Source organism: Pseudomonas sp. MWU12-2029, assembly GCF_023242425.1.
GTDB classification, from domain to species: domain Bacteria; phylum Pseudomonadota; class Gammaproteobacteria; order Pseudomonadales; family Pseudomonadaceae; genus Aquipseudomonas; species Aquipseudomonas kribbensis.
The window spans coordinates 835259-861397 of sequence record NZ_JALJDY010000001.1 but is presented as its reverse complement, the minus strand read 5'-3'; the positions used below and the strand labels follow the sequence as shown (position 1 = coordinate 861397).

The 26139-nt window shown below is 60.1% G+C and carries 31 protein-coding genes; 18 read left to right on the top strand and 13 right to left on the bottom strand.

Features of this window, described 5'->3' with window-relative positions; all coding sequences use genetic code 11:
- Positions 1-42: 42 nt before the first annotated feature.
- From M5B44_RS04160 to M5B44_RS04140, 5 genes are read left to right on the top strand one after another with little or no spacing between them, the layout of a single operon-like run.
- Positions 43-450 carry a FagA protein gene (locus M5B44_RS04160; protein WP_085608076.1) on the top strand — a complete coding sequence of 136 codons (408 nt, stop codon included), beginning with the start codon at positions 43-45 and terminating at the stop codon, positions 448-450.
- A complete protein-coding gene (locus M5B44_RS04155; protein ID WP_248738308.1) occupies positions 431-1807 on the top strand; it encodes a class II fumarate hydratase in 1377 nt (458 codons plus the stop codon). The genes M5B44_RS04160 and M5B44_RS04155 overlap by 20 nt, the downstream gene beginning before the upstream one ends.
- 27 nt (positions 1808-1834) lie before the next feature.
- On the top strand, positions 1835-2275 hold the full coding sequence (locus M5B44_RS04150; protein ID WP_114881426.1) for a hypothetical protein: 441 nt from the start codon (positions 1835-1837) through the stop codon (positions 2273-2275).
- Position 2276: 1 nt separating this feature from the next.
- Positions 2277-2888, top strand: coding sequence for a superoxide dismutase (locus M5B44_RS04145; protein ID WP_248738412.1), 612 nt, complete (start codon positions 2277-2279; stop codon positions 2886-2888).
- Between the two features lie 30 nt (positions 2889-2918).
- Positions 2919-3812, top strand: coding sequence for a ZIP family metal transporter (locus M5B44_RS04140; protein WP_248738307.1), 894 nt, complete (start codon positions 2919-2921; stop codon positions 3810-3812).
- Between the two features lie 37 nt (positions 3813-3849).
- Here the strand turns inward: M5B44_RS04140 and M5B44_RS04135 are convergent, their stop codons facing one another.
- The 10 genes from M5B44_RS04135 to M5B44_RS04090 all read right to left on the bottom strand — a co-directional run bounded on the left by M5B44_RS04135 (position 3850) and on the right by M5B44_RS04090 (position 10876).
- The gene (locus M5B44_RS04135; RefSeq protein WP_085711786.1) at positions 3850-4125 is read right to left on the bottom strand and encodes an HPr family phosphocarrier protein; all 276 of its coding nucleotides are present in this window, start codon (positions 4123-4125) and stop codon (positions 3850-3852) included.
- A gap of 15 nt (positions 4126-4140) precedes the next feature.
- Positions 4141-4998, bottom strand: a complete 858-nt coding sequence (gene rapZ, locus M5B44_RS04130; protein ID WP_096818961.1) for an RNase adapter RapZ — start codon at positions 4996-4998, stop codon at positions 4141-4143.
- A 2-nt stretch (positions 4999-5000) separates the two neighbouring features.
- Positions 5001-5465 (bottom strand): PTS IIA-like nitrogen regulatory protein PtsN, encoded by a 465-nt coding sequence (gene ptsN, locus M5B44_RS04125; RefSeq protein ID WP_085711784.1) that lies wholly within the window; start codon positions 5463-5465, stop codon positions 5001-5003.
- Between the two features lie 11 nt (positions 5466-5476).
- A complete protein-coding gene (gene hpf, locus M5B44_RS04120; RefSeq protein WP_007953578.1) occupies positions 5477-5785 on the bottom strand; it encodes a ribosome hibernation-promoting factor, HPF/YfiA family in 309 nt (102 codons plus the stop codon).
- A 73-nt stretch (positions 5786-5858) separates the two neighbouring features.
- Positions 5859-7352, bottom strand: a complete 1494-nt coding sequence (locus M5B44_RS04115; RefSeq protein WP_085711783.1) for an RNA polymerase factor sigma-54 — start codon at positions 7350-7352, stop codon at positions 5859-5861.
- A gap of 186 nt (positions 7353-7538) precedes the next feature.
- Entirely contained in the window at positions 7539-8264 is a 726-nt protein-coding gene (gene lptB, locus M5B44_RS04110) for an LPS export ABC transporter ATP-binding protein (protein WP_007953572.1), read from the bottom strand.
- Entirely contained in the window at positions 8264-8809 is a 546-nt protein-coding gene (gene lptA / locus M5B44_RS04105) for a lipopolysaccharide transport periplasmic protein LptA (RefSeq protein ID WP_248738306.1), read from the bottom strand. Before lptA ends, lptB begins: the two co-directional genes overlap by 1 nt.
- On the bottom strand, positions 8796-9368 hold the full coding sequence (lptC, locus tag M5B44_RS04100; protein ID WP_134825502.1) for an LPS export ABC transporter periplasmic protein LptC: 573 nt from the start codon (positions 9366-9368) through the stop codon (positions 8796-8798). The genes lptA and lptC overlap by 14 nt, the downstream gene beginning before the upstream one ends.
- An 8-nt stretch (positions 9369-9376) precedes the next feature.
- Complete coding sequence (locus tag M5B44_RS04095; RefSeq protein ID WP_248738305.1) at positions 9377-9901, bottom strand: KdsC family phosphatase; 525 nt, start codon at positions 9899-9901, stop codon at positions 9377-9379.
- On the bottom strand, positions 9902-10876 hold the full coding sequence (locus M5B44_RS04090; protein WP_085711780.1) for a KpsF/GutQ family sugar-phosphate isomerase: 975 nt from the start codon (positions 10874-10876) through the stop codon (positions 9902-9904). It lies immediately after the preceding gene.
- A gap of 275 nt (positions 10877-11151) precedes the next feature.
- On the opposite strand from M5B44_RS04090, the gene M5B44_RS04085 reads away from it, so the two are divergent.
- The 10 genes from M5B44_RS04085 (at position 11152) to hisC (ending at position 19102) form a co-directional block, all read left to right on the top strand.
- Positions 11152-11961: an ATP-binding cassette domain-containing protein gene (locus M5B44_RS04085; protein WP_085711779.1), complete on the top strand. Its 810-nt coding sequence runs from the start codon at positions 11152-11154 to the stop codon at positions 11959-11961.
- A complete protein-coding gene (mlaE, locus tag M5B44_RS04080; protein WP_085711778.1) occupies positions 11961-12758 on the top strand; it encodes a lipid asymmetry maintenance ABC transporter permease subunit MlaE in 798 nt (265 codons plus the stop codon). The genes M5B44_RS04085 and mlaE overlap by 1 nt, the downstream gene beginning before the upstream one ends.
- Positions 12758-13225 (top strand): outer membrane lipid asymmetry maintenance protein MlaD, encoded by a 468-nt coding sequence (gene mlaD / locus M5B44_RS04075; protein WP_085711777.1) that lies wholly within the window; start codon positions 12758-12760, stop codon positions 13223-13225. Before mlaE ends, mlaD begins: the two co-directional genes overlap by 1 nt.
- 11 nt (positions 13226-13236) lie before the next feature.
- Positions 13237-13887, top strand: a complete 651-nt coding sequence (locus M5B44_RS04070) for a phospholipid-binding protein MlaC (RefSeq protein ID WP_085711776.1) — start codon at positions 13237-13239, stop codon at positions 13885-13887.
- Entirely contained in the window at positions 13884-14189 is a 306-nt protein-coding gene (locus M5B44_RS04065; RefSeq protein ID WP_085711775.1) for a lipid asymmetry maintenance protein MlaB, read from the top strand. Before M5B44_RS04070 ends, M5B44_RS04065 begins: the two co-directional genes overlap by 4 nt.
- Positions 14190-14304: 115 nt before the next feature.
- Positions 14305-14544, top strand: coding sequence for a BolA family protein (locus M5B44_RS04060; RefSeq protein ID WP_096818978.1), 240 nt, complete (start codon positions 14305-14307; stop codon positions 14542-14544).
- A 22-nt stretch (positions 14545-14566) separates the two neighbouring features.
- The gene (murA, locus tag M5B44_RS04055; protein WP_248738304.1) at positions 14567-15832 is read left to right on the top strand and encodes a UDP-N-acetylglucosamine 1-carboxyvinyltransferase; all 1266 of its coding nucleotides are present in this window, start codon (positions 14567-14569) and stop codon (positions 15830-15832) included.
- Positions 15833-15960: 128 nt separating this feature from the next.
- On the top strand, positions 15961-16596 hold the full coding sequence (hisG, locus tag M5B44_RS04050; protein WP_007953554.1) for an ATP phosphoribosyltransferase: 636 nt from the start codon (positions 15961-15963) through the stop codon (positions 16594-16596).
- A 125-nt stretch (positions 16597-16721) separates the two neighbouring features.
- On the top strand, positions 16722-18047 hold the full coding sequence (gene hisD, locus M5B44_RS04045) for a histidinol dehydrogenase (RefSeq protein WP_085711773.1): 1326 nt from the start codon (positions 16722-16724) through the stop codon (positions 18045-18047).
- Positions 18048-18049: 2 nt separating this feature from the next.
- On the top strand, positions 18050-19102 hold the full coding sequence (gene hisC / locus M5B44_RS04040) for a histidinol-phosphate transaminase (RefSeq protein WP_248738303.1): 1053 nt from the start codon (positions 18050-18052) through the stop codon (positions 19100-19102).
- Positions 19103-19163: 61 nt separating this feature from the next.
- Here hisC and M5B44_RS04035 read toward each other — a convergent pair whose 3' ends face one another.
- Both M5B44_RS04035 and algW read right to left on the bottom strand, forming a co-directional pair.
- Positions 19164-19535: a hypothetical protein gene (locus M5B44_RS04035; protein ID WP_248738302.1), complete on the bottom strand. Its 372-nt coding sequence runs from the start codon at positions 19533-19535 to the stop codon at positions 19164-19166.
- Between the two features lie 167 nt (positions 19536-19702).
- Positions 19703-20860 carry a Do family serine endopeptidase AlgW gene (gene algW / locus M5B44_RS04030; RefSeq protein WP_248738301.1) on the bottom strand — a complete coding sequence of 386 codons (1158 nt, stop codon included), beginning with the start codon at positions 20858-20860 and terminating at the stop codon, positions 19703-19705.
- Positions 20861-20963: 103 nt separating this feature from the next.
- Between algW and M5B44_RS04025 the strand changes: the two genes are divergently transcribed.
- The 3 genes from M5B44_RS04025 (at position 20964) to cysN (ending at position 24697) form a co-directional block, all read left to right on the top strand.
- Positions 20964-21722: a Nif3-like dinuclear metal center hexameric protein gene (locus M5B44_RS04025; protein ID WP_248738300.1), complete on the top strand. Its 759-nt coding sequence runs from the start codon at positions 20964-20966 to the stop codon at positions 21720-21722.
- Between the two features lie 149 nt (positions 21723-21871).
- Positions 21872-22789, top strand: coding sequence for a sulfate adenylyltransferase subunit CysD (gene cysD / locus M5B44_RS04020; RefSeq protein ID WP_007953546.1), 918 nt, complete (start codon positions 21872-21874; stop codon positions 22787-22789).
- A gap of 9 nt (positions 22790-22798) precedes the next feature.
- Entirely contained in the window at positions 22799-24697 is a 1899-nt protein-coding gene (cysN, locus tag M5B44_RS04015; protein ID WP_248738299.1) for a sulfate adenylyltransferase subunit CysN, read from the top strand.
- A 534-nt stretch (positions 24698-25231) separates the two neighbouring features.
- On the opposite strand, the gene M5B44_RS04010 is transcribed toward cysN, so the two are convergent.
- On the bottom strand, positions 25232-26137 hold the full coding sequence (locus M5B44_RS04010; RefSeq protein ID WP_007959087.1) for an acyltransferase: 906 nt from the start codon (positions 26135-26137) through the stop codon (positions 25232-25234).
- Positions 26138-26139 lie beyond the last annotated feature (2 nt).

Below are 26139 nucleotides of genomic sequence, written 5' to 3'. Positions count from 1 at the left end.
ATCATCTAATAATAAATCTCATTATCGGATGAGCCCAGGATCATGAGTTCTGCCTTGCACGAGCAGCCGTACCTCGAAAGCTGGCGCTGGATGAGTCGCCAGATCCGTTGCGCCATGGATCCCGACGAACCGCGTCTGATCGAACACTACCTGGCTGAAGGCCGGTATCTGGCCTGCTGCACGGCGACCTCGCCCTGGACTGTCGCTGAAACCTCTTTCCGTCTGCTGCTCGACACGGCCACCGACATCGCGTTGCCGTGGCACTGGCGCAGTCTCTGTCTCGATCAGGCCTGGCGCCCGCTGCGCGAGATGGAACGCCTGTCGCTGTGCAAATGCCGGCTCAAACGCTGGCAAAGCTACACCTGGCAGCTCGCCACCTGCGAGTTGCAACCCTCCATTCCTCTCATTGAATTAGTCCAAGGATTTACCGATGACCAAGACACGTATTGAGCGCGACAGCATGGGCGAACTGCAGGTGCCGGTGGACGCTCTCTACGGCGCGCAAACCCAGCGCGCAGTGGATAACTTCCCGATCAGCGGCAAACCGATGCCGACCCAGTTCATCCGCGCGCTGATCCTGGCAAAAGCCGCTGCCGCCCGGGCCAACGTCGAACTCAATCAGCTCAGCGCCGCGCAAGGCAAGGCCATCAGCGACGCGGCCCAGGGGCTGCTTGAAGGCGATTTCATGCAGCATTTCCCGGTGGATATCTTCCAGACCGGTTCCGGCACCAGCTCCAACATGAACGCCAACGAAGTGATTGCCACCCTGGCCAGCCGCCTGCTCGACGAGCCGGTGAATGCCAACGATCACGTCAACTGCGGGCAGAGCAGCAACGACATCATCCCGACCACCATCCACGTCAGCGCGGCGCTGGCCCTGCACGAACAACTGCTGCCAGCGCTGCTGCACCTAGTGCAGGTGATCGAGCGCAAGTCCGAGCAGGTGCATCATCACGTCAAGACCGGTCGCACCCATTTGATGGACGCCATGCCGGTGCGTATGAGCCAGGTGCTCAACGGTTGGGCGCAGCAGCTCAAGGCCAATATCGGTCATCTGCAGGACTTGTTGCCAAGCCTGCAATCTCTCGCCCAGGGCGGTACGGCGGTCGGCACCGGGATCAATGCGCATCCGGAATTCGCCGCGCGTTTCAGCCGCCAGCTCAGTCAGTTGACCAACGTTCAGTTCACGCCGGGCAAGAATCTGTTCGCCCTGATCGGTTCGCAGGATACCGCTGTGGCTGTTTCCGGCCAGCTCAAGGCCACCGCCGTGTCGTTGATGAAAATCGCCAACGACCTGCGCTGGATGAACTCCGGCCCGCTCGCCGGACTCGGTGAAATCGAACTGGAAGGCCTGCAACCGGGTTCGTCGATCATGCCGGGCAAGGTCAATCCGGTGATTCCGGAAGCCACTGCGATGGTGGCGGCGCAAGTCATCGGCAACGATTCGGTGATCACTATCGCCGGTCAGTCAGGCAATTTCGAACTGAACGTGATGCTGCCGATCATCGCCCAGAACCTGTTGAGCAGCATCGAGTTGCTGGCCAGTTCCAGCCGTCTGCTGGGTGACAAGGCCATCGCCAGCTTCAAGGTCAACGAGTCGCGGCTCAAGGAGGCGCTGTCGCGCAACCCGATTCTGGTCACCGCACTCAACCCGATCATCGGTTATCAGAAAGCCGCTGAAATCGCCAAGCAGGCCTACAAACAGGGCCGTCCGGTGATCGACGTCGCGCTGGAACACACCGACCTGTCGCGCAGCCAGCTGGAAGCGTTGCTCAATCCCGAGAAACTTACCGCCGGCGGCGTGTAAATACCGCAACCGCTTTGGAGGCTCATCATGGAGCACTGGAAACGTACGATCGAACGGGCCAATCGCTGCTTCATGCTGGGCGAGTTGATCGACGCCCGCGAGGCTTATCTGCAAGCCCTCGCTTTGGCGCAAGTGCTGTTCGAGCGCTGGGCCGATGCCGACGAAGCGGTGGCGGCCTGCGTCATCTCCCATCACAACCTGGCCGATCTGCATCTGCGTCTGAACCAGCCTGAGGAGAGCGCCGAATACCTGTGCGCGATCCATCAACGCCTGTTGCAGACCATGCAGGACGAGCGCCTGCGCCCGGCCCTGCGTGAAGCGGCGTTGCGCCAGAGCAGCAAGACCTATGTCGAACTGCTCAATTTCATCAGCGAACACGGCGAATACCCGCGCACCCAGCGCTTGCTGCACCCGGATACCGGCAATGCGCGCCGCGCCCCAGCCCAACATCACCATGGAGTCCACTGAAATGGCTTTTACCCTGCCAGCCCTGCCTTACGCCTACGATGCGCTGGAACCGCACATCGATGCGCAGACCATGGAGATTCACTACACCAAGCATCACCAGACCTACATCAACAACCTGAACGCCGCGGTCGAGGGCACGGAATACGCCGAGTGGCCGGTGGAAAAACTGGTGGCCAGCGTTCAGCTACTGCCTGAAAAGCTGCGTGCGGCGGTGATCAATCAGGGCGGCGGTCATGCCAACCATTCGCTGTTCTGGGAAGTGATGGTGCCCAACGGTGGCGGCAAACCGGAGGGTGCGTTGGCCAGGGCGATCGATGAGCAACTGGGTGGCCTCGACAGCTTCAAGGAGGCCTTCACCAAGGCTGCGCTGACCCGCTTCGGCAGCGGCTGGGCGTGGCTCAGTGTCACCCCGGACAAGAAACTGGTGGTGGAAAGCAGCGGTAACCAGGACAGCCCGCTGATGGGCGGCAATACGCCGATTCTTGGACTCGACGTGTGGGAACACGCCTACTACCTGCGTTATCAGAACCGCCGCCCGGAATACATCAGCGCGTTCTACAACGTGATCAACTGGCCTGAAGTCGCTGCGCGTTATCAGGCTGCACTGGTTTAAGTCTCCTATAAAAACAATCCAGGGCTGATTATGGGCACTGAAACACTGGTGACCGGAAGTGGACGAATGTTTCGTTACGCATTCGGGTCGCTGCTGCTGTTGGCGGGCATGACCTTGCTGGTGGCTCACGGGCTGGAATGGCTGAACCTGGAACCGAAACTGTCTCGGGCATTGCAGGGCGGTGCGATCTGCGCGCTCGGCACCGCGCTTGGAGCCGTTCCGGTGCTGGTGATCCGCAACATGCCGCAGGCGCTGGGCGACACATTGTTGGGGTTTGGTGCTGGTGTGATGCTGGCGGCGACCGCATTTTCGCTGATCGTGCCGGGGATTGCCGCTGCCGAAAGCCTTGGGCTGAGCCCTTGGGGCTCCAGTGGCCTGATCTGTTTCGGCATCATGCTCGGTGCTTTCGCTCTGTATCTTGTCGACCGCAGGTTGTCCGGCGCTTCACCGGAAATGCTCATCGGCACCGTCGAGCATCCGGTGATTCCCCCGCGGATCTGGCTGTTCGTGTTTGCCATCATTGCCCATAACATTCCGGAAGGCATGGCCGTCGGCGTCTCTGCGGGTGGCGGCATGCCGGACGCTGACAGCCTGGCGATGGGCATCGCCTTGCAGGACGTGCCGGAAGGGTTGGTGATTGCGCTGGTGCTGGCCGGGGCGGGGATGTCGCGGGTCAGGGCGTTTCTGATCGGGGCGGCGTCAGGTCTGGTCGAACCGGTGTTCGCGCTGCTGTGTGCGTGGCTGGTCAGCCTGGCGGAACTGTTGTTGCCCCTCGGATTGGCGCTGGCGGCCGGGGCAATGTTGCTGGTGGTGACCCACGAAGTGATCCCGGAGTCGCGACGCAATGGTCACGAAAAACTGGCGAGCCTGGGATTGTTGATCGGCTTCTGCCTGATGATGGTGATGGACACGGCGCTGGGATAAGCGTGGCGAGAGACGTATCTCTCGCCACAAAGGATTTTCAACCGCCTTCGTCGAAGTAGTTGTTGATCAGTGCCACCAGAGCATCCATGGCTTCCTGTTCCTGATGGCCTTCGGTGCTCAGGTGGATTTTGGTGCCCTTGCCGGCAGCGAGCATCATCATCGCCATGATGCTTTTGCCATCTACCGTGGTTTCCGGGGTGCGACCCACTCTGATCGTGCAGTCGGGATACTGACCCGCCACGCCCACGAACTTTGCCGACGCCCGGGCATGCAGGCCCAGCTTGTTGATGATTTCGATTTCCAGAGCAGGCATCGCGGTGTGAATCCTTTAGCTGAGGTCGCGGTGGCGAACCTGGACGTTCTTCAGGGTTTTCTGCAGGGCCTGACCCAGGCGTTCGGTCAGGTAGACGGAACGGTGATGTCCGCCGGTGCAGCCAATGGCAATGGTCACGTAGGCACGGTTACTCGCAGCGAAGCGCGGCAACCATTTGAATAGATACGCATAGATGTCCTGAAACATCTCTTCCACTTCCGGCTGTGCCGCCAGGTACTCGGCTACCGGCTCATCGAGCCCGGATTGCGCACGTAATTCCGGTTTCCAGTACGGATTGGGCAGGCAGCGTACATCGAACACCAGGTCCGCATCCACCGGCATGCCGCGTTTGAAACCGAACGACTCCACCAAAAACGCGGTGCCCGGCTCCGGCTGGTTCAGCAGCCGCAGCTTGATGGTGTCGCGCAACTGGTACAGGTTCAGATTGGTGGTGTTGACCTTCAGGTCGGCCAGATCGGCAATCGGGCCCAGCAGGGCCGTTTCATCGTTGATGGCTTCAGCCAGCGAGCGGTTGGCACTGCTCAGCGGGTGACGGCGACGGGTTTCCGAGAAGCGCTTGAGCAGGGTTTCTTCATCGGCATCCAGATACAGAACGTCGCACTGGATGTGCCGGCTGCGGACTTCCTCGAGCAACTCCGGAAAACGCGAAAGGTGGCTTGGCAGGTTGCGCGCGTCGATCGATACCGCGACCAGTGGCTGAGACAGTTCCGTATGAATCAGGGCGCGTTCTGCCAGTTCCGGCAGCAGGCCCGCCGGCAGATTGTCGATGCAGTAGTAGCCGTTGTCCTCAAGGACATCCAGGGCTGTGCTTTTGCCCGAGCCGGAGCGGCCACTGACGATGATCAAGCGCATGTTTAGTGCCCGTTTTGCTCGTCCAGGACAACCTGATACAAGGCTTCGTTGGTGGTGGCGCGACGCAGTTTTTCGCGTACTTCCTTGCGATCGAGCATGCTGGCGATCTGGCGCAGCAGTTCCAGGTGTGCATCGGTGGCAGCTTCCGGGACCAACAGCACGAACAGCAGGTCCACCGGTGCGCCATCGATGGCATCGAAATCGATAGGTGCTTCAAGGTGCATCAAGGCACTGATGGGGGATTCACAACCCTTGAGGCGGCAATGGGGAATGGCGATGCCGTTGCCAAAACCGGTCGAACCGAGTTTTTCACGGGCAATCAGCGCCTCGAAGACATCTTGCATCTCCAGATCCGGTTTTTCCCGGGCGATCAGGTTGGCAATTTGTTCGAGGGCTTTCTTTTTACTGCCGCCCGGCACGTTCACCAGGGAACGGCCGGGGGTCAGGATGCTTTCAAGTCGGATCATGGGGGTGGGGGTTATCGACCGGTAGCGCCCTGAAGCAGGCTCTGGGTCTTTTCCTTATGCTTTTTGAGTTGTTTATCAAGCTTGTCGGTCAGCGCGTCGATCGCTGCGTACATGTCGGTATGTTCCGCGTTTGCGACGACCTCGTTGCCGGGAATATGCAGCGTGGCTTCGATTTTCTGCTTCAGCTTTTCGACGCACATCGTGACTTGCACGTTGGTGATCTTGTCGAAATGTCCCTCAAGCCTCTTGAGCTTCTGCTCAACGTATTCACGGAGAGGTTGGGTAACTTCCAGTTGGTGTCCACTGATGTTGACTTGCATACAGCTTCTCCTTCGTTGCCAGTGCATAAAGCGGCAGGCCGAAGAGCCTGCCACTGGAACGCTGTAACGTGGCTTACATCAACCGCTTGCGTTCGCTCGAAGGCGCGATCCCGAGGGATTCGCGGTACTTGGCGACGGTGCGGCGAGCCACCTGAATGCCTTGTGCCTCCAGTAAACCAGCGATCTTGCTGTCACTCAACGGCTTTTTCTGATTTTCCGCGGCGACCAGTTTCTTGATGATCGCGCGGATCGCCGTGGACGAGCATTCGCCGCCTTCCGAGGTGCTGACGTGGCTGGAGAAAAAGTATTTCAGTTCATATATGCCCCGGGGGGTATGCATGAATTTCTGCGTGGTCACCCGGGAAATCGTCGACTCGTGCATGCCTACCGCTTCGGCGATGTCATGCAGCACGAGTGGTTTCATGGCTTCGTCGCCGTATTCAAGAAAGCCGCGCTGATGCTCGACGATCTGGGTGGCCACTTTCATCAGGGTTTCGTTGCGGCTCTGCAGGCTCTTGATGAACCAGCGGGCTTCCTGCAACTGATTGCGCATGAAGGTATTGTCGGCGCTGGTGTCGGCGCGGCGGACGAACCCGGCGTACTGGGCGTTGACCCGCAGTCGCGGCACCGACTCCTGGTTCAGCTCGACCAGCCAGCGCTCGTTGTCCTTGCGCACGATCACGTCAGGCACCACGTATTCGGCTTCGGTGGATTCGATCTGCGAGCCGGGGCGCGGGTTGAGGCTCTGGACCAGTTCGATGACCTGGCGCAGTTCATCTTCCTTGAGCTTCATGCGGCGCATCAGCTGGCTGTAGTCGCGGCTGCCGAGCAGGTCGATGTAATCGGTAACCAGACGCTTGGCTTCGGCCAGCCAAGGAGTCTTGGCCGAGAGCTGGCGCAATTGCAGCAGCAGGCATTCGCCCAGATTGCGTGCGCCAATGCCGGCGGGTTCGAATTGCTGAATGCGGTGCAGGACGGCTTCGATCTCGTCCAGCTCGATGTCGAGCTCCGGATCAAAGGCGTCGAGGATTTCTTCGAGGGTTTCGTCGAGGTAGCCCTGATTGTTGATGCAATCGATCAGGGTCACGGCGATCAGGCGATCGGTGTCGGACATCGGCGCCAGGTTCAACTGCCACAGCAGGTGGCTTTGCAGGCTTTCGCCGGCGGAAGTGCGGGTGGTGAAATCCCACTCGTCGTCATCGCTGCTCGGCAGGCTGCTGGCGCTGGTCTGGTAGACGTCTTCCCAGGCGGTGTCGACAGGCAGCTCGTTGGGGATTCGCTCGTTCCATTCGCCGTCCTCGAGATTGTCGACCGTCGGCGCGGTTTCCTGGTAGGAAGGTTCCTGGATCTCGGTATTGGGCTTCTGTTCGGCGTTGTCGGCCAGCGGGTCGGAATTGTCGAAGTCGTCGCCGTCTTCCTGGCGTTCGAGCATCGGGTTGGATTCCAGAGCCTCCTGGATTTCCTGTTGCAGATCCAGGGTCGACAATTGGAGCAGGCGGATGGCCTGTTGCAGCTGCGGTGTCATCGTCAGCTGCTGGCCCATTCTCAAGACTAGCGATGGTTTCATGGCAGGGGCTTAACACCTTATTCGCCGGCGCTATGCGCCATCCACTACAGGGCGCCGAGGCGCCAAACTTAAGCAAATTATATGCCTGAAACTGTCGTGTTTGCCTAGAGCGCTGTAACAATAAAAGCGTATAAAAATGCGCTTCAACGTTACAGCACCCGGACGGCTGGTCGAATGCTGTCGCGCTTACAGGCGGAACTCGTGACCCAGATACACTTCCTTCACCAGATCGTTGGCGAGGATGGTCGCGGAGTCGCCTTCGGCGATCAGTTGGCCGTCATTGACGATGTACGCCGTTTCGCAGATATCCAGCGTCTCGCGGACGTTGTGGTCGGTGATCAGTACACCGATGCCCTTGGCCTTGAGGTGATGAATGATCTGCTTGATGTCGCCCACGGAGATCGGGTCGACACCGGCGAACGGTTCGTCGAGCAGGATGAATTTCGGTGCGGTGGCCAGTGCGCGGGCGATCTCCACCCGGCGACGCTCGCCACCGGACAGGCTCATGCCGAGGTTGTCGCGAATATGGCTGATGTGGAATTCCTGCAGCAGGCTTTCCAGCTCCTTGCGACGGCCGGCCTTGTCGAGCTCCTGACGGGTCTCGAGGATGGCCATGATGTTGTCGGCCACCGACAGCTTGCGGAAGATCGAGGCTTCCTGCGGCAGATAGCCGATACCGGCCTTGGCGCGACCGTGCATCGGCTGGTGGCTGACGTCCAGGTCGTCGATCAGCACGCGACCCTGATCGGCCTGCACCAGGCCGACAATCATGTAGAAGCAGGTGGTCTTGCCGGCGCCGTTGGGGCCGAGCAGACCGACGATCTGACCGCTGTCGATCGACAGGCTGACGTCACGCACGACCTGGCGGCTTTTATAGGCCTTGGCCAGGTGCTGAGCTTTCAGGGTTGCCATTACTGGGTTTTCTCGTCGGTTTTCTTCTTCGGCTGGATCACCATGTCAATGCGCGGACGCGTTTCGGTGACCTTGTTGCCGGTAGCGCGACCGGCGCTGGCGAGTTTTTTCACCGTGTCATAGACGATCTTCTCGCCCTGAGTGGTGTTGTTGTCCTTGTCGACGACCTTGGCCTTGTCGATCAGTACGACGCGGTTTTGCTGCGCGTGGTACTGAATGGTCACGCCCCAACCCTGGACGGGTTTGGTGTCGCCAGCGGTTTGCAGTTGTTCGAAATAGGCCAGGTTGCCTACCGAAGTCACCACGTCGATCTCGCCGGCCGGGTTGCGCGTCAGCGTTACGGTGTCGCCTTTGACGATCATTGAACCCTGGGTGATGATCACGGCGCCCTTGTAAGTGGCAACGCCATTCTTGTCGTCCAGCTGGGCATCGTCGGCCTGAATGCGGATTGGCTGCTCCTGATCGTTCGGCAGAGCCCAGGCGCTCACGCTTCCCAGTGCTGCGCCCAGACTGAGCAAAATAGGGAGGGTTTTAACGAGCCTCATACTGTCCTCTTACGTTCGATAGCAGGTGTATCCTGCTTTCCTTCAAATACGCTTTCATTCCCACGCCGGTCGATACACCGCCAGCGCCGTCGATTCTAACGGGTTGCTGGGTCTGCGCATATTGCTGCTGAGGGAACACCGTCATTCGGGTGCTGGTGATCAGGGTGTCGCGGTTCTTTTCATCGGTGCGCTTGACGCGAACCGAGTCGATCAGTTCGACCTCGGTGCCGCCGGAATTCACTTCACCGCGCTCGCTGGTCACGTGCCACGGGAATTCGGTGCCGCGAAACATGTTCAGGTCGGGCTTGGTGACCAGTGTAATGTCGGTCGCCTTGACGTGCTCGGCCTTGTCGGAGGTCATTTCGTACTGCACCTTGCCGTCTTCCAGGTATTGCAAGGTGTGGGTGTTGGTCGCGTACCAGTCGATCGGGCTCTCTTCTGCCGAGACAGGAGGCTTGTCGAGGAACCGTTCCGGGCTGATGTTCCAGTAGCCGACCGCGCCGAAAATGGCGGCGATGCAACCGAACAGCAGGATGTTGCGAAACTTTTTGCTAAACATGGTTTGACTCACAGGTACGCATTGTTGGCGGCATCGAGGCTGCCCTGGGCGCGCAGGATCAGTTCGCAGAATTCACGGGCGGCGCCCTCGCCACCACGGGCCTGAGTAACGCCATGGGCATGCTCGCGCACAAAGGGGGCCGCGTTGGCCACCGCCATGCCAAGCCCCACCCGGCGGATCACCGGCAGGTCGGGCAGGTCGTCACCGAGGTAGGCGACCTGTTCATAGCTTAGGCCCAGTTGCTCGAGAAGGTCGTCGAGGACGACGAGTTTGTCTTCACGGCCCTGAAACAGGTGCGGAATACCGAGATTTTTTGCCCGACGCTCGACCACCGGGGTCTTGCGACCGCTGATGATGGCGGTCTGTACGCCCGCGTTCATCAGCATCTTGATGCCCTGGCCGTCGAGTGTATTGAAGGTCTTGAACTCGCTGCCGTCTTCAAGGAAGTACAGGCGTCCGTCGGTGAGGACACCGTCGACGTCGAAAACCGCCAGTTTGATGGCTTTGCCGCGTTGCAGCAGATCGGTGCTCATTTACATCACTCCTGCGCGCAGCAGGTCGGAGAGGTTGAAGGCGCCGATCGGGCGATCGTCCTCATCCACGACGACAAGCGCGTTGATTCGATGGTCTTCCATGATTTTCAGGGCCTCGGCGGCCAGCATTTCGGCGCGGGCGGTCTTGCCGTGCACGGTCATCACCTGATCGATGGTCGCGCTGTGGATATCAATGCTGCGATCCAGTGTGCGGCGCAGGTCGCCGTCGGTGAAGATCCCGGCAAGCTTGCCGTCGGCCTCGAGAATGACGGTCATACCCAGACCCTTGCGGGTCATTTCCATCAGTGCGTCCTTGAGCAGGGTGCCGCGTTGTACCTGCGGCAGCTCCTGTCCGGCGTGCATGACGTTTTCTACTTTCAGCAGCAGGCGTCGGCCGAGTGCGCCACCCGGGTGGGAAAAGGCGAAATCTTCGGCGGTGAAACCGCGGGCTTCCAGCAGCGCCACGGCCAGGGCATCGCCCATGACCAGTGCGGCGGTGGTCGAGGAGGTCGGCGCCAGGTTCAGCGGGCAGGCTTCGTGCTCGACGTGAACGTTGAGATTGACCTCGGCCGCTTTTGCCAGCGGCGATTGCGGGTTGCCGGTCACACTGATCAACTGGATGCCCAGGCGCTTGATCAGCGGCAGCAGGGTGACGATTTCGTTGGTGGAACCGGAGTTCGACAAGGCCAGGATCACGTCGTCACGGGTGATCATGCCCATGTCGCCGTGGCTGGCTTCGGCCGGGTGCACGAAAAACGCCGGGGTGCCGGTGCTGGCCAGGGTCGCGGCGATCTTGTTGCCGATGTGCCCGGACTTGCCCATGCCGACCACCACTACACGGCCCTTGCTGGCCAGAATCATCTCGCAAGCGCGTACGAAATCGGCGTCGATATGGGGCAACAAGCCTTGTACGGCTTCCACTTCGAGGCGGATGGTGCGTTGTGCCGATTGAATCAGGTCGCTGGTTTGGCTCATGTCAGAAATCGTATAGCCCGATGAAAAGGCGGCGATTATAGCGGTTATGTTGAAAAGCCTCACGCAAGTTCGTCGTGCTTTGTCATTCCCGGTTACTAAAACCTCTTAATAGAAGCTTCGGGCCTGTCATATCGCTGAACGTGGCCGGGGAGAGGCCTTGGGCGCTTGCCCTTTGCAGTGATATAGTTCGCCGCCAGTTCGGCCTGCCCGGGATGTAGGGGCTTTCTCCAGAAAGCCAGGCGTCCGAGTGAGAGGCTGCATCGCAAGGAGTTTAGATGAGTGCCGATAACGCCTACGCGGTCGAGCTGAAGGGAGTCTCCTTCAAGCGCGGTGCGCGGAGCATTTTCAATAACGTCGATATCCGCATCCCGCGCGGCAAGGTCACCGGCATCATGGGGCCTTCCGGGTGTGGCAAGACCACGCTGTTGCGCCTGATGGGTGCCCAGTTGCGGCCATCGCAGGGCGAGGTCTGGGTCAACGGCCAGAACCTGCCGAAGCTGTCGCGCAGCGATCTGTTCGATGCGCGCAAGCACATGGGCGTGCTGTTCCAGAGTGGCGCGCTGTTCACCGATCTCGATGTGTTCGAGAACGTCGCCTTTCCCCTGCGCGTTCATACCCAGTTGCCGGAAGAGATGATCCGCGACATCGTGCTGCTCAAATTGCAGGCGGTCGGTCTGCGGGGCGCCATCGAGCTGATGCCCGATGAGCTGTCCGGCGGCATGAAGCGCCGCGTGGCTCTGGCCCGGGCGATTGCGCTCGATCCGCAGATTCTTATGTATGACGAGCCGTTCGTCGGCCAGGACCCGATCGCCATGGGCGTTCTGGTGCGCCTGATCCGTCTGCTGAACGATGCGTTGGGGATCACCAGTATCGTGGTTTCCCACGATCTCGCCGAAACCGCGAGCATTGCCGATTACATCTATGTGGTGGGCGATGGTCAGGTGCTGGGGCAGGGTACGCCGGACGAGTTGATGAACTCGGATGAGCCGCGTATCCGTCAGTTCATGACCGGCGATCCCGATGGTCCGGTTCCGTATCACTTTCCAGCGACGGATTACCGCGCAGATCTTCTGGGGAAGCGTTGATGCGCAGAATCTCATTAATAGAACGCGTACGTCGGTTCGGCGAATCGGCTATCGATGCCGTCGGGGTATTCGGACGGGCGACGCTGTTCCTGTTTCATGCCCTGCTGGGGCGTGGTGGCATAGGCGGCGGTTTCGGCCTGCTGGTCAAGCAACTGCACTCGGTCGGCGTGATGTCGCTGGTGATTATCGTCGTTTCCGGGATTTTCATCGGCATGGTGCTGGCGCTGCAGGGGTTCAACATTCTGTCGAGCTATGGCTCGGAGCAGGCGGTGGGGCAGATGGTTGCCTTGACCTTGCTGCGTGAGCTGGGCCCGGTGGTGACGGCGCTGCTGTTCGCCGGTCGCGCCGGTTCGGCGCTGACGGCGGAAATCGGCAACATGAAGTCCACCGAGCAGTTGTCCAGCCTGGAAATGATCGGTGTCGATCCGCTCAAGTACATCATCGCTCCGCGTCTGTGGGCCGGTTTCATTTCCCTGCCGGTGCTGGCGATGATCTTCAGCGTGGTCGGCATCTGGGGCGGTTCTTGGGTCGCGGTCGACTGGCTGGGCGTCTATGAAGGCTCCTACTGGGCGAACATGCAGAACAGCGTGAACTTCTCCAGCGACGTGCTCAACGGCGTTATCAAAAGTATCGTTTTCGCCTTTGTCGTGACCTGGATCGCCGTATTCCAAGGCTATGACTGTGAGCCCACTTCCGAGGGAATCAGTCGTGCCACCACCAAGACCGTAGTATTCGCCTCGCTGGCAGTGCTCGGCCTGGACTTTATTCTGACCGCTTTGATGTTTGGAGATTTCTGATGCAAAACCGCACCCTGGAAATCGGTGTCGGCCTGTTCCTGCTGGCAGGGATCCTGGCCTTGTTGCTGCTTGCCCTGCGGGTCAGTGGCCTGTCTCCGACTTCGACCACCGATACCTACAAGCTGTATGCCTACTTCGACAATATCGCCGGTCTGACGGTCAGAGCCAAAGTGACCATGGCCGGTGTGACCATCGGCAAGGTCACGGCGATCGATCTGGACCGCGACAGTTTTACCGGCCGGGTGACCCTGCTGGTGGATAAAAAGGTCGACAACCTGCCGACCGACTCCACAGCGTCTATCCTGACCGCTGGCCTGTTGGGCGAGAAGTACATCGGCATCAGCGTGGGCGGGGAAGAAACCCGGCTCAAGGATGGTGGAACCATTCACGACACCCAGTCGTCTCTGGTGCTGGAAGACCTGATCGGTAAATTCCTGCTCAATACCGTTAGCAAAGACGCCAAATGAGGAGCTTTTGAATGATCTCTACCTTGCGACGTGGCCTGTTGGTGTTGCTCGCGACACTGCCGCTGCTGGCGAACGCTGCGCCCGGGCAGTCGGCGCACGATCTGGTCCAGGACACCACCAACCGGATGCTCGCCGATCTGGCGGCGAATAAAGAGAAGTACAAGCAGGACCCGCAGGACTTCTACACCGCGCTGAATACCATCGTGGGTCCGGTGGTGGATGCCGAAGGCATTTCCAAAAGCATCATGACGGTCAAGTACTCGCGCAAGGCTACCCCGGCGCAGATGCAGACCTTCCAGGAAAACTTCAAGCGTGGCCTGTTCCAGTTCTATGGCAACGCCTTGCTGGAATACAACAACCAGGGCATCACCGTCGATGCGCCGAAGGATGAGTCGGGCGACCGCACCAGTGTCGGCATGACCGTCAAGGGCAACAACGGCGCGATCTATCCGGTTCAGTACACGCTGGAGAAGATCAACGGCGAGTGGAAGCTGCGCAACGTGATCATCAACGGCATCAACATCGGCAAGCTGTTCCGTGACCAGTTCGCCGACGCGATGCAGCGCAACGGTAACGACCTGGACAAGACCATCAACGGCTGGGCCGGCGAAGTGGCCAAGGCCAAGCAGACCGCCGAGAAACAAGAGAAGCCTGCCCAATGACCGAGTCGGCCATTCGTCTGGACGAAGCCAGTCAGCTTCAGCTCACCGGTGTGCTGGATTACCGCACCGGTCCTGGCCTTCGGGAACAGGGCCGGGCGCTTATCAAGTCGTGCAATGCCCCGGCACTGGTGATCGATTGTTCGGCGGTGGAAAAGTCCAGCAGCGTCGGCCTGTCGTTGCTGCTGTGCTTCATTCGCGATGCGAAAGCCGCCGGCAAGGCGGTCAGCATCCGCGGGATGCCGGAAGACATGCGTGAAATCGCTCAGGTCAGCGAGCTGACCGAGCTGTTGGCGCAACCCTGAACCCGCATCTATAAAGAAGCCCCCCGTCAGAGTCCTGCGCAGCGGGGTTCGCAGGCGCGGGGCTTTTTTGTATGATGTCCGACCCGTGCGCACAGGGCGCCGATTGAGGTTGAGCATGCAGGCCGTAGAAGTGAAAAGCTTCCTTGAAGCAAATCTGCCCGGAACCCGGGTGGAAGTTGAAGGCGAAGGCTGCAACTTTCAGCTGAACGTGATTAGTGATGAACTGGCGGCGTTGAGCCCGGTCAAGCGTCAGCAAAGCATCTATGCCCATTTGAACCCATGGATCGCCGATGGCAGCATCCACGCGGTCACTATGAAATTTTTCAGCAGCGCGGCCTGGGCCGAGCGCACCTGAGCCCTAGGGCGTCGAGATTGTTATGGATAAATTGATTATTACCGGTGGCGCTCGTCTTGATGGCGAGATCCGCATTTCCGGGGCGAAGAACTCCGCCCTGCCGATCCTGGCCGCCACCTTGCTGTGCGATGGCCCGGTGACCGTCGGCAACCTGCCGCACCTGCACGACATCACCACCATGATCGAGCTGTTCGGTCGCATGGGCATCGAGCCTGTGATCGACGAGAAGCTCAGCGTCGAAATCGACCCGCGCACCATCAAGACCCTGGTCGCTCCGTACGAGCTGGTGAAAACCATGCGTGCGTCGATCCTGGTGCTTGGTCCGATGGTCGCCCGTTTCGGTGAAGCCGAAGTCGCCCTGCCTGGCGGTTGCGCCATCGGCTCGCGTCCGGTCGATCTGCACATCCGCGGCCTTGAAGCCATGGGTGCGATCATCGACGTCGAAGGCGGCTACATCAAGGCCAAGGCGCCTGAAGGCGGCCTGCGCGGTGCGCACTTCTTCTTCGATACCGTCAGCGTGACCGGTACCGAAAACATCATGATGGCCGCTGCTCTGGCCAAGGGCCGCAGTGTGCTGCAGAACGCCGCTCGCGAACCAGAAGTGGTCGACCTGGCGAACTTCCTGAACGCCATGGGCGCCAAGGTTTCCGGCGCCGGTACCGACACCATCACCATCGATGGCGTCGAGCGTCTGGGTTCGGCCTTCTACAAGGTCATGCCTGACCGTATCGAAACCGGCACCTACCTGGTGGCCGCTGCGGTCACCGGCGGTCGCGTGAAGGTCAAGGACACCGATCCGACCATCCTTGAAGCGGTTCTGGAAAAACTCCGTGAAGCCGGTGCAGAAATCACCAGCGGCGAAGACTGGATCGAGCTGAACATGCACGGCAAACGCCCGAAAGCGGTCAACGTGCGTACCGCGCCGTACCCGGCGTTCCCGACCGACATGCAGGCGCAGTTCATCTCGCTCAACGCCATTGCCGAAGGCACCGGTGCCGTGATCGAGACGATCTTCGAAAACCGTTTCATGCACGTCTACGAACTGCACCGCATGGGCGCCAAGATCCAGGTCGAAGGCAACACCGCCATCGTCACCGGCACTGAAATCCTCAAGGGCGCGCCAGTGATGGCAACCGACCTGCGGGCTTCGGCCAGCCTGGTGATCTCGGCCCTGATGGCCGAAGGCGATACCCTGATCGACCGCATCTACCACATCGACCGTGGTTACGAGTGCATCGAGGAAAAACTGCAGATGCTGGGCGCCAAGATCCGTCGCGTTCCGGGCTAGTCGCTGCATCCTGGACACAGGGAAGTGTCCGTTGAATTCGTTTTGATCGGGGGTGGTAACGCCCTCGATGTATGTCCGGCGCCGATTGCGACCGGGCATGAGTACCTTGATAAGGACTGACGTTTCCCATGTTGACCATCGCACTGTCCAAGGGCCGCATCCTTGACGACACCCTGCCGCTTCTCGCCGAAGCGGGCATCGTGCCGACCGAGAATCCGGACAAAAGCCGCAAGCTGATCATCCCCACGACCCAGGAAGACGTACGCCTGTTGATCGTGCGCGCCACCGACGTGCCGACTTATGTCGAGCATGGCGCGGCCGACCTCGGCGTTGCCGGTAAAGACGTGCTGATGGAATACACGGGGCAAGGCCTGTACGAACCGCTGGACCTGCAGATTGCCCAGTGCAAGCTGATGACTGCCGGCAAGGTCGGTGCTGTCGAGCCCAAGGGCCGTCTGCGCGTTGCGACCAAATTCGTCAACGTTGCCAAGCGTTACTACGCCGAGCAGGGCCGTCAGGTCGACATCATCAAGCTGTACGGCTCGATGGAACTGGCGCCACTGATCGGTCTGGCCGACAAGATCATCGACGTGGTCGACACCGGTAATACGCTGCGTGCCAACGGTCTCGAACCCCAGGAACTGATCGCCACGATCAGCTCGCGTCTGGTGGTCAATAAAGCTTCGATGAAAATGCAACACGCCCGAATCCAGGCGTTGATCGACACACTGCGCAAGGCAGTGGAGTCTCGACACCGCGGCTGATGTACCTGCGCGACGTTGAGTCGCGCCCGTCTATCCGCCTCATAGCCAGAATCTCAGGTGCCCAAGCGGAAACGACTGCTAAGTTAGGGCGCCTGAGTTTTTGCCATTCCTATGAGGCTCTCGCTATGACCGCACCGACTGCAATTCGCCGACTCAACGCTGCTGACCCGGATTTCGCGCATCATCTGGATCATCTGCTGAGCTGGGAAAGTGTGTCTGACGACTCGGTCAATCAGCGGGTGCTGGACATCATCAAGGCTGTGCGCGAACGCGGTGACGCGGCGCTGGTCGAGTTCACCCAGAAGTTCGACGGTCTCGAAGTCGCTTCGATGGCGGACCTGATCCTGCCGCGCGAGCGTCTGGAACTGGCCCTGACCCGCATCACCGTGGCGCAGCGCGAAGCGCTGGAAAAAGCTGCTGCCCGCGTTCGCAGCTACCACGAAAAACAGAAGCAGGACTCCTGGAGCTACACCGAAGCCGACGGCACGGTGCTGGGTCAGAAAGTCACGCCGCTGGACCGCGCCGGTCTGTACGTGCCGGGCGGCAAGGCGTCGTACCCGTCGTCGGTCTTGATGAACGCGATTCCGGCCAAGGTCGCCGGTGTCACCGAAGTGGTGATGGTGGTGCCGACTCCACGTGGCGAGGTCAATGAACTGGTACTGGCGGCGGCGTGCATCGCCGGTGTCGACCGGGTGTTCACCATCGGTGGCGCCCAAGCCGTTGCCGCGTTGGCTTATGGCACTGAAAGCGTGCCGCAAGTAGACAAGGTCGTCGGCCCGGGCAACATCTATGTGGCGACTGCCAAGCGCCACGTGTTCGGTCAGGTCGGTATCGACATGATCGCCGGCCCGTCGGAAATTCTCGTGGTGTGCGACGGCCAGACCGATCCGGACTGGATCGCCATGGATCTGTTCTCCCAGGCCGAGCACGACGAAGACGCCCAGGCGATTCTGGTCAGCCCCGACGCCGAATTCCTCGACAAGGTCGCCGCGAGCATCGACAAACTGCTGCCGACCATGGATCGCGCAACCATCATCGAAACCTCGATCAACGGCCGTGGTGCCCTGATTCACGTGCGCGACATGGCCCAGGCCATCGAAGTCGCCAACCGCATCGCGCCGGAGCACCTTGAACTGTCGGTCGCCGATCCGCAGGCCTGGTTGCCGCAGATTCGTCACGCCGGTGCGATCTTCATGGGGCGGCACACTTCCGAGGCGCTGGGCGACTACTGCGCAGGTCCTAACCACGTGCTGCCGACGTCCGGCACTGCGCGTTTCTCCTCGCCGCTGGGTGTGTACGACTTCCAGAAACGCTCGTCGATCATCTTCTGCTCCGAGGCCGGTGCTTCGGAACTGGGCAAGACCGCCTCGATCCTGGCCCGTGGTGAATCGCTGAGCGCCCACGCTCGCAGCGCCGAATACCGCATCAAAGACGAAGTGAAGGGGAACTGAACATGAGTAAATTCTGGAGCCCGTTCGTCAAGGATCTGGTGCCTTACGTGCCGGGCGAGCAGCCGAAGCTGACCCGTCTGGTCAAACTCAACACCAACGAAAACCCGTACGGCCCGTCGCCAAAAGCCCTGGCGGCGATGCAGACCGAACTCAACGACAATCTGCGTCTGTACCCGGATCCGAACAGCGATCTGCTGAAAAACGCCGTCGCCAACTACTACGGCGTGCAGAGCAATCAGGTGTTCCTCGGCAACGGTTCGGACGAAGTGCTGGCGCACATCTTCCACGGTCTGCTGCAACACGATCAGCCGCTGCTGTTCCCGGACATCAGCTACAGCTTCTATCCGGTCTACTGCGGCCTGTACGGCATCAAGTTCGACGCGGTGCCGCTGGATGCGCAGTTCCGGATCAACCCGGCGGACTACGCCAAACCGAACGGCGGGATCATCTTCCCCAACCCGAACGCGCCGACCGGTTGCCTGCTGGCACTGGAAGCGGTCGAGCAGATCCTCAAGGCCAGCCCGGATTCGGTGGTGGTGGTCGACGAGGCCTACATCGACTTCGGTGGCGAAACCGCGATCAGTCTGGTGGACCGTTATCCGAACCTGCTGGTGACACAGACCTTGTCCAAGTCGCGTTCGCTGGCAGGCCTGCGGGTCGGTCTGGCGGTCGGCCATCCGGACCTGATCGAGGCGCTGGAGCGGGTCAAGAACAGCTTCAACTCCTACCCGATCGATCGCATGGCGAACGTCGGCGCTGCGGCGGCGTTCGAGGATCGCGAATACTTCGACAAGACCTGTGCACTGGTCATCGAGAGTCGCGAGTGGGTGGTTGCCCAGTTGCAGGCCAAAGGCTTTGAAGTGTTGCCATCGGCGGCCAACTTCATCTTCGCCCGGCATCCGCAACACGATGCGGCGGGGCTGGCGGCGAAACTGCGTGAGCAGGGAGTGATCGTGCGCCACTTCAAGCAGGAGCGGATTGCCCAGTTCTTGCGGATCTCGATCGGTACGCCGGAGCAGAATCAGGCGTTGATCGATGGCCTTGGAGACTTGTAACAAATGAAGCGATTGCCCCCGATTCTGAACCTTTCAGAAGCGGGGGCTTTTTTTTGGGCGCTTAAACGGCATTGACGTCGAACTCGCCTTCGACCTTGATCCTGTCTGAAGTTGTAAAACTGTAGGTTCCTTTCGCTGTTGTCAGCGGATCATCCACAGTCAGTTCCATCTCCCCACTTTGGGCAACGTATGACACGTCGTTGATAGATGTGCGCGCATCACCGTTGCCAAACGTTACTTTATGAGTACCGGCTGCGAGTTTTGGGTAGTTGAGCATTATGATGTCGGTGCCGTTCGCACCCACAAGGATACCGCCGCCACTACCCGTCGGGACAGCGTTGGTCAAAACCGCATCAAAACCTTCGCCGTTGCTGAGCCGAACACTGAACGAGCCGCTGTCTTTCGCGTTTTCGAGTGCTGTGGAAACATCCATTTTGCTGATCCCTGTGTTGATAAATGAAAGTGTGCAACAACAGGGATCAGGCTATGGGTAATGCGAAAGCCGTACTACTGACAGAAATGACAGGTATCAATACCGTTTTTGCGGTGAACTCGCTTTGAAACCAGTCAAAAGGAAATTAGAGCGCGGTTTGCAACGTCCTATTCTTCTTTTTCCTGGATCGGCGCCGGTGGCGGACGCAGGCCGATCTCGGCGGTCAGCTTCAACTCCTTGCCATTGCGCATCACCTGAATCGTGACCTTGTCGGTCGGTTTGATTCGCGCCACCTGGTTCATCGACTTGCGGCCATCGCCGGCCGGTTCGCCGTCGATGCTGAGGATCACGTCGCCCAGTTGCAGGCCGGCCTTCTGTGCCGGGCCGTCGCGGAAAATTCCCGCCACCACGATCCCCGGACGCCCCGACAGACCAAACGACTCCGCCAGTTCCTGAGTCAGCGGTTGCACCTCGATCCCCAACCAGCCACGAATCACCTGACCGTGCTCGATGATCGATTTCATCACTTCCATTGCCAGCTTCACCGGGATCGCGAAGCCGATGCCCTGGGAGCCGCCGGACTTGGAGAAGATCGCGGTGTTGATGCCGGTGAGGTTGCCGTTGGCATCCACCAGTGCGCCGCCGGAGTTGCCCGGGTTGATAGCCGCGTCGGTCTGGATGAAGTCTTCGTAGTTGTTCAGGCCCAGCTGGTTACGGCCGGTGGCGCTGATGATGCCCATGGTCACGGTCTGGCCGACCCCGAACGGGTTGCCGATGGCCAGTGCGACGTCGCCGATGCGGATGTTGTCGGAGCGACCGACGGTGATCGCCGGCAGGTTCTTCAGGTCGATCTTCAGCACCGCCAGGTCAGTTTCCGGGTCACTGCCGATCACCCGGGCCAGGGTTTCACGACCGTCCTTTAGCGCCACGACGATCTGGTCGGCGCCGGTGGTGACGTGGTTGTTGGTCAGGATGTAGCCTTCCGGGCTCATGATCACGCCGGAGCCGAGGCTCGATTCCATGCGCTTCTGTTTCGGCGAGTTGTCACCGAAGAAGCGGCGGAACTGCGGATCCTCGAACAGCGGATGCGCCGGTTTGTTGATGACTTTGGTGGTGTAAAGGTTGACCACCGACGGCGCGGCAATCACCACCGCATCGGCGTAGGACACCGGCCCCTGTTGCACGCTGGTGGTCTGCGGAGCCTGTTGCAGGTTGACGTCGAGGCTCGGAAGCCCGACCCACTGCGGGTAACGCTGAATAATCAACAGAGCGATAAGCACACCGGCCAACAGCGGCCAGCCGAAAAAACGCAGCGCCTTGAGCATTAAGCACGTCCTGGAAAAGTTGCAGGCGGGGTCAGACCGCCCATAATGTCGCGCATTATACGAGGCCGCGCGTGCCTCTGAACGGGATTTTCAGGAGTCTTTCATGGCCGTTGCCCTCAGTACCCTGGTCGAAGAAGCCGACCGCTACCTCGGCAGTGCGAAAATTGCCGATTATTGCCCCAACGGCCTGCAGGTCGAGGGCCGTCCGCAGGTGATGCGCATCGTCAGCGGTGTCACCGCCAGCCAGGCATTGCTCGATGCCGCCGTCGAAGCCGAGGCCGATCTGGTGCTGGTACATCACGGTTACTTCTGGAAGGGCGAGAACCCGTGCATCACCGGCATGAAGCAACGCCGCTTGAAGACCCTGCTCAAGCACGACATCAGTCTGCTGGCCTATCACCTGCCGCTGGATCTGCACCCGGACGTCGGCAACAACGTGCAACTGGCCCGGCAGCTCGACATCACTGTCGAAGGGCCGCTGGACCCGGATAACCTGAAGATCGTCGGGCTGGTCGGTTCGCTGGACGAGCCGGTGACCGCCCGCGACTTCGCCCGTCGCGTGCAGGAACGCATGGGCCGAGAGCCGCTGCTGATCGAGGGCAGTGCGATGATCCGTCGGGTCGGCTGGTGCACCGGCGGCGGTCAGGGCTACATCGACAATGCCATTGCTGCCGGCGTCGATCTGTTTATCAGCGGTGAAGCGTCCGAGCAGACGTTCCACAGTGCCCGGGAAAACGACATCAGCTTCATCGCCGCCGGCCACCACGCCACCGAACGCTACGGCGTGCAGGCGCTGGGCGATTATCTGGCGAAGCGATTCGCGCTCGAACACATCTTCATCGATTGCCCGAATCCGATCTGACTTTCCCCTGAAAGCACCCGAACGGGCGGGCATATTCATATGCTCTTTCGTTCTAGTCCGCGCCCTGATTAGAAGAAGGGCGCTGTGCTAGGATTCCCCGCTCGAACACGGCCCGCTGGCCGTTCATAAGAAAGCTTTCGTGAGTAGCCATGGTCGACAAACTGACGCATCTGAAACAGCTGGAGGCGGAAAGCATCCACATCATCCGCGAGGTGGCCGCCGAGTTCGACAACCCGGTGATGCTGTACTCCATCGGTAAAGACTCCGCCGTGATGCTGCATCTGGCACGCAAGGCGTTCTTCCCGGGCAAACTGCCGTTTCCGGTGATGCACGTCGACACCCGCTGGAAATTCCAGGAGATGTACAAGTTCCGCGACAAGATGGTCGAAGAGCTTGGTCTGGACCTGATCACCCACGTCAACCCGGATGGCGTTGCGCAGGGCATCAACCCGTTCACCCACGGCAGCGCCAAACACACCGACATCATGAAGACCGAGGGCCTGAAGCAGGCGCTCGACAAGCATGGTTTCGACGCCGCCTTCGGCGGTGCCCGTCGCGATGAAGAGAAGTCCCGCGCCAAGGAGCGCGTCTACTCGTTCCGTGACAGCAAGCACCGCTGGGATCCGAAGAACCAGCGTCCGGAACTGTGGAACGTCTACAACGGCAAGGTCAACAAGGGCGAATCCATCCGTGTGTTCCCGTTGTCGAACTGGACCGAGTTGGACATCTGGCAGTACATCTACCTCGAAGGCATCCCGATCGTGCCGCTGTACTTCGCTGCCGAACGCGAAGTGATCGAGAAGAACGGCACGCTGATCATGATCGACGACGAGCGCATCCTCGAGCACCTGTCCGACGAGGACAAGGCGCGCATCGTCAAAAAGAAAGTGCGTTTCCGTACCCTTGGCTGCTACCCGTTGACGGGCGCGGTGGAGTCCGAGGCCGAAAGCCTGACGGACATCATTCAGGAAATGCTCCTGACGCGAACTTCCGAGCGCCAGGGCCGTGTCATCGACCACGATGGCGCAGGCTCGATGGAAGACAAGAAACGTCAAGGCTATTTCTAAGGGGCTGTCATGTCGCACGCATCTGATTTGATCAGCGAGGACATCCTCGCCTACCTGGGCCAGCACGAACGTAAAGAGCTGCTGCGCTTTTTGACCTGCGGTAACGTCGATGACGGCAAGAGCACCCTGATCGGGCGCCTGCTGCACGACTCGAAAATGATCTACGAAGATCACCTCGAAGCCATCACCCGCGATTCGAAGAAAGTCGGCACCACCGGTGACGACATCGACCTGGCGTTGCTGGTCGACGGCCTGCAGGCCGAGCGTGAGCAGGGCATCACCATCGATGTCGCCTACCGCTATTTCTCCACCGCCAAGCGCAAATTCATCATCGCCGACACCCCCGGCCATGAGCAGTACACCCGCAACATGGCCACCGGTGCTTCCACCTGTGACCTGGCGATCATCCTGGTCGACGCCCGTTACGGCGTGCAGACCCAGACCCGTCGCCACAGCTTCATCGCCTCCCTGCTGGGCATCAAGCACATCGTTGTCGCCATCAACAAGATGGACCTGAAGGGCTTCGATCAGGGCGTGTTCGAGTCGATCAAGGCCGACTACCTGAAGTTCGCCGAAGGCTTGAAGATGAAGCCGACCAGCATGCACTTCGTGCCGATGTCTGCCCTGAAAGGCGACAACGTGGTGAACAAATCCGAGCGCTCGCCGTGGTACACCGGCCAGTCGCTGATGGAAATCCTCGAGACCGTGGAAGTGGCGGGCGACCGCAACTTCACCGATCTGCGTTTCCCGGTGCAGTACGTCAACCGTCCGAACCTGAACTTCCGCGGCTTCGCCGGCACCCTGGCCAGCGGCATCGTCAAGAAGGGCGACGAAGTCGTGGTCCTGCCGTCGGGCAAGAGCAGCCGCGTGAAATCCATCGTCACCTTCGAAGGTGAGCTGGAGCATGCCGGCCCGGGTCAGGCGGTGACGCTGACCATGGAAGACGAGATCGACATCTCCCGTGGTGACCTGCTGGTACACGCCGACAATGTTCCGCCGGTGACCGACAGTTTCGAAGCGATGCTGGTGTGGATGGCTGAAGAGCCGATGCTGCCGGGCAAGAAATACGACATCAAACGCGCCACCAGTTACGTGCCGGGCTCCATCGCCAGCATCGTCAACAAGGTCGACGTCAACACCCTCGAAGAAGGCCCGGCGAGCGCGTTGCAGCTCAACGAAATCGGCAAGGTGAAGATCGCGCTCGATGCGCCGATCGCCCTCGACGGTTACGACAGCAACCGCACTACCGGCGCGTTCATTGTCATCGACCGTTTGACCAACGGCACCGTCGGCGCCGGCATGATCGTCGCTCAGCCGCTGGCTCATGGCACTGCCACTCATCACGGCAAACTGGCCCATGTAGCGACCACCGAGCGCGCCCAGCGTTTCGGTCAGCAACCGGCCACCGTGCTGTTCAGCGGACTGTCCGGCGCGGGCAAGAGTACGTTGGCGTACGCGGTCGAGCGCAAGCTGTTCGATCTGGGTCGTGCGGTGTTTGTGCTGGATGGTCAGAATCTGCGTCATGACCTCAACAAAGGTCTGCCGCAGGATCGCGCCGGTCGCACCGAGAACTGGCGTCGTGCCGCGCATGTGGCGCGTCAGTTCAACGAAGCGGGTCTGCTGACGCTTGCGGCGTTTGTGGCGCCGAGTGCTGAAGGTCGTGAACAAGCGAAAGATCTGATCGGCAAGGAGCGTCTGCTGACGGTTTACGTCCAGGCTTCGCCGACTGTTTGCGCCGAGCGTGATCCGCAAGGTTTGTACGCGGCGGGTGGCGATAACATTCCGGGTGAGTCCTTCCCGTATGACGTGCCGCTGGATGCTGATCTGGTGATCGATACCCAGTCGCTGTCGCTGGAAGAAGGCGTCAAGCAAGTGCTGGATCTGTTGCGCAAGCGTGGCGCGATTTAAGCGTTAGCTGCCAATAAAAAGCCCGTCGATGAGTGATTATCGGCGGGCTTTTCTTTTGTGGTTGGCCTGCTGGCGGTGGCGGCCTTTGGGCCGGCCATGCTCTTGGGGTTTTGGGTGTATATCCGTTTCTTCGGGGGTTGCGGCTGGCGGTTCCGCTCTTACAGCGGGTCACTTTTTACAAGCGCCTAAAAAGTAACCAAAAACGCTGGGCCCCGGCGTTCGGCACCTCGCTTTGGCTCGGTGTTCCTTCGTTCCGGGATTCATCCGGGGGCATCGCCTCCGGTTTGCTTCGCTGCACCTCCTCTCGATGTGTTTGGCTTCGCCAAACGGCGCTGCGCGCCCACCCCCGGATAAATCCCTCCACTCAGCCTGCCGAAGGGGCCGGCACGTCAAAAGCGGTACTCGAGCTAACGCTCATTGTGTTGAGTGGTGGGAAGCGAAAAGCCAATAGCGAACTGCTTTTCTGTGGGAGCCAGCCTGCTGGCGATGGCGGCCTGACAGCCGGCCTGTTCTGTCGGGGCTCCCTCAGGGTAATCAGCGTTGGTTCGGATACTCGCGATGCATCTGCTCCAGCAACGCATCCTTGTCCTGCCACAGCTGGTTGATCCAGCCCTGGAATTGCAGTCGGTACTCGCCGTCCTGGTCGTAGTTCTTGCCGATGAACTGTGGCGGGATTTTCAGTTCTTCAAAATGCACCACCACGTCCCGTACGTTACCGCACAGCAGATCCCAGAAGCCTGGGCGCCCGCCCGGGTAGTGGATGGTCACGTTGACGATCGATTCCAGTTGTTCACCCATCGCATCCAGCACGAATGCAATGCCGCCGGCCTTGGGTTTGAGCAGGTATTTGAACGGTGATTGCTGCTGCGCGTGCTTGCCTTCGGTGAAGCGTGTGCCTTCGACGAAGTTGAAGATGCCCACCGGGTTGTCGCGAAATTTCGCGCAGGTCTTGCGGGTGGTTTCCAGGTCTTTGCCTTTCTTTTCCGGGTGCTTCTCCAGGTAGGCTTTCGAGTAGCGCTTCATGAACGGGAAGCCCAGTGTCCACCACGCCAGACCGATCACCGGGACCCAGATCAGTTCCTGCTTGAGAAAGAACTTCAGCGGCTGGATACGACGGTTGAGCACGTATTGCAGCACCAGGATGTCGACCCAGCTCTGGTGGTTGCTGGTGATCAGGTACGAGTGTTGATAGTCCAGGCCTTGCAGGCCGCTGAGGTGCCAGCGGGTGCGGCGTACCAGGTTCATCCAGCCTTTGTTGTTGCTGATCCAGGCTTCGTGGGTGTGGCTCATCAGCCAGCGCGAGGCGCGGCGTGCGAGGTCGAACGGCAGCACTTTGATCAGTGCGACCAGAAACAGGAACGAGCACAGCAGGATCGTGTTCAGCGCCAACAGCAGCGCGGCGATCACGCCGCGCAGGGTCGCAGGGAGAAAAGCCAGCATCG